General features: G+C 65.9%; 6 protein-coding genes. 2 read left to right on the top strand and 4 right to left on the bottom strand.

The window, feature by feature from the left end:
- The 4 genes from B3587_RS08390 to B3587_RS08405 all read right to left on the bottom strand — a co-directional run.
- On the bottom strand, positions 1-1,439 hold a 1,439-nt coding region (locus B3587_RS08390), incomplete at its 3' end, for a GH1 family beta-glucosidase (RefSeq protein WP_292727814.1).
- A gap of 1 nt (position 1,440) precedes the next feature.
- On the bottom strand, positions 1,441-2,349 hold the full coding sequence (locus B3587_RS08395; RefSeq protein ID WP_292727816.1) for a carbohydrate ABC transporter permease: 909 nt from the start codon (positions 2,347-2,349) through the stop codon (positions 1,441-1,443).
- Positions 2,346-3,446 carry a carbohydrate ABC transporter permease gene (locus B3587_RS08400; RefSeq protein WP_228179371.1) on the bottom strand — a complete coding sequence of 367 codons (1,101 nt, stop codon included), beginning with the start codon at positions 3,444-3,446 and terminating at the stop codon, positions 2,346-2,348. Before B3587_RS08400 ends, B3587_RS08395 begins: the two co-directional genes overlap by 4 nt.
- 71 nt (positions 3,447-3,517) lie before the next feature.
- Positions 3,518-4,798: an extracellular solute-binding protein gene (locus B3587_RS08405; protein WP_292727818.1), complete on the bottom strand. Its 1,281-nt coding sequence runs from the start codon at positions 4,796-4,798 to the stop codon at positions 3,518-3,520.
- Between the two features lie 250 nt (positions 4,799-5,048).
- Between B3587_RS08405 and purS the strand changes: the two genes are divergently transcribed.
- Both purS and purQ read left to right on the top strand, forming a co-directional pair.
- Positions 5,049-5,297, top strand: coding sequence for a phosphoribosylformylglycinamidine synthase subunit PurS (gene purS / locus B3587_RS08410; RefSeq protein ID WP_228179373.1), 249 nt, complete (start codon positions 5,049-5,051; stop codon positions 5,295-5,297).
- Complete coding sequence (purQ, locus tag B3587_RS08415) at positions 5,294-6,001, top strand: phosphoribosylformylglycinamidine synthase subunit PurQ (protein ID WP_292727819.1); 708 nt, start codon at positions 5,294-5,296, stop codon at positions 5,999-6,001. The genes purS and purQ overlap by 4 nt, the downstream gene beginning before the upstream one ends.

Here is a 6,001-nt window from a genome sequence, read left to right on the forward strand (position 1 = left end):
CGGGCACCGCTGTCTTTGACGACCCGCTCTTGCGTGTCGTACTCGACTCGTACGATACCGAACCGCTTCTCGTATCCCCACGCCCACTCGTAGTTGTCCATGAGCGACCAGTAGAAATACCCGCGCACGTCCACGCCTGCATCCGCCGCGTCGAGGATCGCCGCGAGGTGGTTCTCGAGGAAGGCGGTGCGGGCCGCATCATGCACGTGCGGGACGCCGTTCTCTTCCACGCGGACGTCGTCGAAGGCCGCTCCGTTCTCGGTGACATACAGCGCGACACCCGCGGGCTCGGCGTACTCGTCCCACACCCGCCGCAGGAGCGTTGTCAGTCCCGAGGGCTGAATTTCCCAGTTCATAGCCGTGCGAGGCAGGCCCCGATCGTGCCAGAAGATGTCCTCGTGCGAGGGGAACGGCGATGCCGTCTCGCGTTCGGTGGGCGCCTCGCCGCCGCCGGGACTGACCACGGGAGGAGTGCCGCCGACGAGTTCGCCGTGATAGTAGTTCACCCCGAGGCTGTCGATCGGTGTCGAGATCACGGCGAGGTCGGCATCCGAGACAGCCCCCTCCCACTCCGCTACCGCGGCCCCGTCGACGGCACGGATGTCTTCGACGATGTCGGCCGGGTACGAACCGCGGAAGATCGGGTCGAGGAACCACCGGTTGAACTGGCCGTCGATCCGACGGGCGGCGTCGAGGTCGGCTGGTGCGTCGGTGACGGGCTCGGCAACGGTGAGGTTCAGCGTGATCCCGAGGTTCAGCGACTCATCGCGCGCGCGCAATTCCCGCACGACCTGGCCGTGACCGAGCAGCAGGTGGTGCGAGGCGAGCATCCCTTCGGCGATGCTGAATCGACCGGGGGCATGGATGCCGGCGGTGTAGCTGAGGAACGACGAGCACCACGGCTCGTTCAGGGTGGTCCAGACCTTGACGCGGTCGCCGAGCGCATCGTGCACGTCAAGCGCGTACTCGGTGAACAGGTCTGCGGTCTCGCGCGCGGCCCAACCGCCACGCTCCTGCAACGCCTGCGGCAGGTCCCAGTGGTAGAGCGTGAGCCACGGCAGAATGTCGGCATCCAGCAGCTCGTCGACCAGGCGCTTGTAGAAGTCGAGCCCGGCAGGATTCAGCGCGCCGCCGTCGGGTCGGATCCGCGACCACGAGGTCGAGAAGCGGTACGTCTGCAGGCCGAGGTCGCGCATCAGCGCGACATCCTCGCGATACCGGTGATAGTGGTCGCACGCGACGTCGCCGTTGTCGGCGTTGATCACCGCGCCGGGGACGCGACTGAAGGCATCCCAGATCGAATCGCGTCGCCCGTCTTCGTGGGCAGCGCCCTCGATTTGATAGGCCGCGGTCGCTGCACCGAACAGGAAGTTGGTCGGGAACGGGCGCGCCGACGCGGATGCCGTAGCCACGGCTTCGGTCGAGAAATCAGTTGTCATTTCAGCCTTTCACTGCTCCTGCCATGATGCCGCTCACGAGTTGCTTGCCCGCGAAAACAAAGAGAATCAGGAGCGGAATCGTAGCGAGGATCACTCCGGCGAGAACGATCGAGTAGTCGACGAAGTAGTTGGACTGCAAGAGCGAGAGCGCGACGGGAAGGGTCGGGTTCTGCCGGTCGAGCACGATGAACGGCCAGAAGAAGTTGTTCCAGGCCGTCACGAACGTGAACAGTCCGAGCATCGCGGCGGCGGGACGAGCCGCCGGGATGCCGATGGTCCAGAACGTGCGGAACGAGCTGGCACCGTCGACACGGGCGGCCTCGATCAGCTCGTCGGGCACCGCCTGCTGCAGGTACTGCGTCATCCAGAACACCCCGAACGCCGTCACGAGCGCGGGGATGATGATCGCGCCGATCTGGCCGGTCCACCCGAGGTCCGCGAACAGGATGTACAGCGGCACGACACCGAGCTGCGTGGGAACTGCCATGGTCGCGATCACAAAGACCAGCAGCCAGCGGCTTCCCGCGAAACGCAGCTTCGCAAAGGCCCACCCGGCGAGTGTCGAGAAGAACACCACGGATGCCGCGATGACCACCGAGCTCCAGATGCTGTTCCACAGGGCCAGCCAGAAGTTCACCGCGGGGTTGGACACCACGGCAGCGGCGTTCGCAAAGAAGTTGCCGCCGGGAATCCACGACATGTTGGGGTCTCGGATGGTGCTCGAATCCCCCGAGCCGATGAGGATCGACCAGTAGTAGGGGAAGAAGCATCCGAGCAGGAAGACGCCCAGCACGGCGTAGGTGACCCAGCCGGGACGCTGACCGCGGATCCCGCGGCGGCGGCGCAGTTTGCGCTCCTCGGGCGGGAATTCGTCCCGCGGGGCTACCGGGATCGGCTCGACGGCGGTCATCGCACGTCCTCCTTGGGTGTCGATGCTGCCTCGGATGACCGGGCTGCGGCGGATTCGGCCGCGAGCCGTTCGCGGGCAGCGCGGCTCTGTTCCCGGCGCTGTCGGCGGGTCAGCTCGCCGCGGCTGCCTTCGGTGCGCACGACGCTCTGGGTGACCAGCAGATTGATGACACCGATCACGAGGATGATGATGAACAAGATCCAGGCAAGAGCTGCCGCACGACCGAAGTTCCACTCACCCCAGCCGATGTTGTAAAGCCAGAGGGTGATCGTCAGCCACTGCGAGTTCGCACCGCCGGTGCCGTACTGGTCGTACATGCGCGGCTCGTCGAAGATCTGCAGGCCACCGATCGTCGAGGTGATGATGACGAAGATCAGGGTCGGTCGCAGGCTCGGCACCGTGATGGAGAAGAACTGACGGATGCGTCCGGCACCGTCCACGGTCGCCGCTTCGTAGTAGTCCCGCGGGATCGCCTGCATCGCGGCGAGCAGGATCAGGGTGTTGTACCCGGTCCAGCGAAAGTTGACCATTGTGGCGATTGCGATGTGGCTGGCGAAGGCATCCGAGTGCCACGGCACCGCCGGGATACCGATCGAGGCGAGGAAGTTGTTCACCAGGCCGTACTGGTCGGCGAACATGTTGCTGAAGATGAGGGCCACCGCGACCGGGGCCATGACGTAGGGGACGAGAACGCCCATGCGCCAGAACGTCTTGGCGCGGATGTTCTGGTCGAGCATCGCCGCGATGAAGATCGCGATGATCAGCTGCGGCACGCTCGAGAGCAAGAAGATGCTGAAGGTGTTGCGCAGAGCAATCCAGAACTTGGGGTTCGAGAGAACCCACGTGTACTGCTCGAAGCCGATGAACTCGCCGGAGTTGCGGACCAGATCCCAGTCCATGAACGAGATCACTGCCGTGTAGGCGATCGGGAAGAGTCCGACCACGAAGAAGAGGATGAAGAACGGCGAGATGTAGAGGTAGGGCGAGAGCTTCAGGTCCCACCGGCTGAGGCGGTGCCCGAAACCGATGCGGCGCGGGGGCCGGTCGGGGTTCTTCGCCGGGGCGTCAGATGCCGGGCGAGCGAGTGTGCTGGTCACGAGAGCTTCCTGAGATCGAGGGGAGGTGCCGCGGACCCGGCGGAAGGGCGCCGGGTCCGCGGCGGGGTTTATCAGCCGATCAGGTCGACTTCAGACACCCACTGGTCCCACGACTGCTGCGGGTTCTGCGTGCCGTCTTCGACACGGGTCAGCGCCTGCTGCATGGCGTCGTTGATCTGGAAGTAGTACTGGCCCTTGAACGGCACGACGTCAACGGCGTTGGCGCGATCGGTGAAGATCGAACCGACGGGCGCGTTGTTGAAGTACTCGTTCGTGGAGTCCAGCAGGATCGGGTCAGCCAGCGCGTCCACCTGGCTCGGGAACGTTCCGGCGTCCTCGAAGGCGGTGATCTGCTGCTCCGGAGCGGTCAGCCAGTCGGCCAGCTGCTGGGCAGCGGCGACGTTCGCGCCGTTGGCAGGAACGGTCAGGTACGAGCCACCCCAGTTGCCACCGCCGCCGGGGAACACGTTCGCGATGTTCCACGTGGTGACGTCGGGCGCGTTGCCCGAGATGACACCGAGCATCCAGCCGGGGCAGAGCATCGTGGCGTAGTCACCGTTGGCGAGCCCTGCGAACCAGTCGTCGCCCCACTGCTGCAGGTGAGCGGACTGCGTCGAGCTGGCGTCGAGGACGGCGTTGTAGATGTCCTGGACCTCGGGGTTGGTGGTCGCGATGATCTCGCCAGTGGCGGGGTCTTCGTAGGTGGCCTCGACCTGGTTGATCATGCCCTGGTAGGTGGCGCCGGCCGAGTCGAACCAGGCCTTGCCGGTTGCGTCGACGTACTGCTGACCGACCGTGAAGTAGGTGTCCCAGTCGCCCGTGAGGAGCTCAGCGACGGCATCCGGGTCGGTGGGCATACCGGCGGCCTCGAGCAGGTCGGTGCGGTAGCAGACAGCCTCGGGACCGATATCGGTGCCGTAGCCGATGAGGTTGCCATCGGGGTCGGTCGCAGCCTCGACCTTCCAGTCGAGCCAGCGGCTCGCGAGGTCGGCCGGCACCGGCGCGAGGAGGTCGGCGTACTGCATGACCTCGGGCAGCCAGTCAACCTCGATGGCCTCGATGTCGGCAAGACCCGTCTTGCCCAGCTTCTGGAAGTAGTTCGCGCGTGCGTCGTTCGACGTGGCGGCGATGTTGTGGACGATCGTGACGTTCGGGTTCTCATCCATGTACTGCTGAAGCAGCGCATCGGTGTACCCGAAGTCGTTGAAGGTCGAGATGGTGAGGGTGATCGGCTCGTCGGGGTTGACGGTTTCCGATCCCCCGCCGCTGCCCGAGCAGCCGGCGAGGACGAGCGCGGAGGCGCCGAATGCTGCGGCGACGATCGCGCTGCGACGGAAGGCACGTGATGACACAGTCACTCCTTTGTGTGATGGATGCCGGACGGGCACCCGCTGGGTTGTGCCTGGGTACCGAGGGAGGGCGGAACCCTGGCCGCCGTGGGAACGCTCCCACGGCTGCGGAACACGGTACGGGAGCGCTCCCACGTCGTCAAGGGAGCGCTCCCAAATGATCGGGTAACGGTTTGATGACGGCGCGTCAGCGCGCCATCCAGGCGCCTCGGTAGACTGAGAGCGCCCCCTCCCTCGACATCCGGAGCGCCCCATGCCGACCATCGTCGTCGACGTCATGCCCAAGGCCGAGCTGCTCGACCCCCAGGGGAAGGCCGTCGCCGGCGCCCTGAACCGGCTCGGAATCGACGGCTTCGCCGGTGTGCGCATCGGCAAGCGCTTCGAGTTGACGGTCGAGGGCGAGGTGGACGACGCTCTCCTTGAGTCCGCTCAGCGAATCGCCGACGAGATCCTCTCCAACTCCGTGATCGAGGATGTCGTCGGGATCGAGGTCATCGAGTGACCGTCCGCATCGGGGTCATCACGTTCCCCGGTTCGCTCGACGATCGCGACGCCCAGCGCGCCATCCGTGTCGCCGGCGGCGAGCCCGTTGCGTTGTGGCACGGCGACCACGACCTCGGTGGCGTCGACGCTCTCGTGCTTCCCGGCGGCTTCAGCTACGGCGACTATCTGCGTGCCGGCGCTATCGCCGCCCACGCGCCGATCATGCACGAAGTCGCGGATGCCGCGGCGAAGGGGATGCCGATCCTCGGCATCTGCAACGGTTTCCAGATGCTCGTCGAGGCTCACCTGCTTCCTGGCGGCCTGATCCGCAACGCGCACCAGCAGTTCATCCGTCGCGATCAGCGGCTGCGCGTCGAGAACGCCGACACCGCATGGACGAGCGGCTTCGAGGCGGGCCAAGAGATCGTCATCCCGCTCAAGAACGCTGACGGCGGCTACATTTGCTCGACCGAAACCCTCGAACGCATCGAGGGCGAAGGCCTGGTCGCGTTCCGCTACCTCGGGATCAACCCGAACGGTTCGCTCGACGACATCGCCGGTCTCACGAACGAGCGCGGCAATGTGGTGGGCCTGATGCCGCATCCTGAACACGCCGTCGAGCCCGGCTTCGGCCCCGACACCCGCGCGGCGATGCGTTCGGGCACCGACGGCCTCACGTTCTTCACCTCGGCGATCTCGGCAGTCGTCAACGCCGCGGCCTGA

The organism is Microbacterium sp. UBA837, assembly GCF_002296025.1.
GTDB lineage: Bacteria > Actinomycetota > Actinomycetes > Actinomycetales > Microbacteriaceae > Microbacterium.

Excerpts from the sequence above, each read along its gene's own strand:
- B3587_RS08395 (WP_292727816.1), bottom strand. The coding sequence starts at position 2,349 with ATGACCGCCGTCGAGCCGATCCCGGTAGCCCCGCGGGACGAATTCCCG.
- purS (WP_228179373.1), top strand. The coding sequence starts at position 5,049 with ATGCCGACCATCGTCGTCGACGTCATGCCCAAGGCCGAGCTGCTCGAC.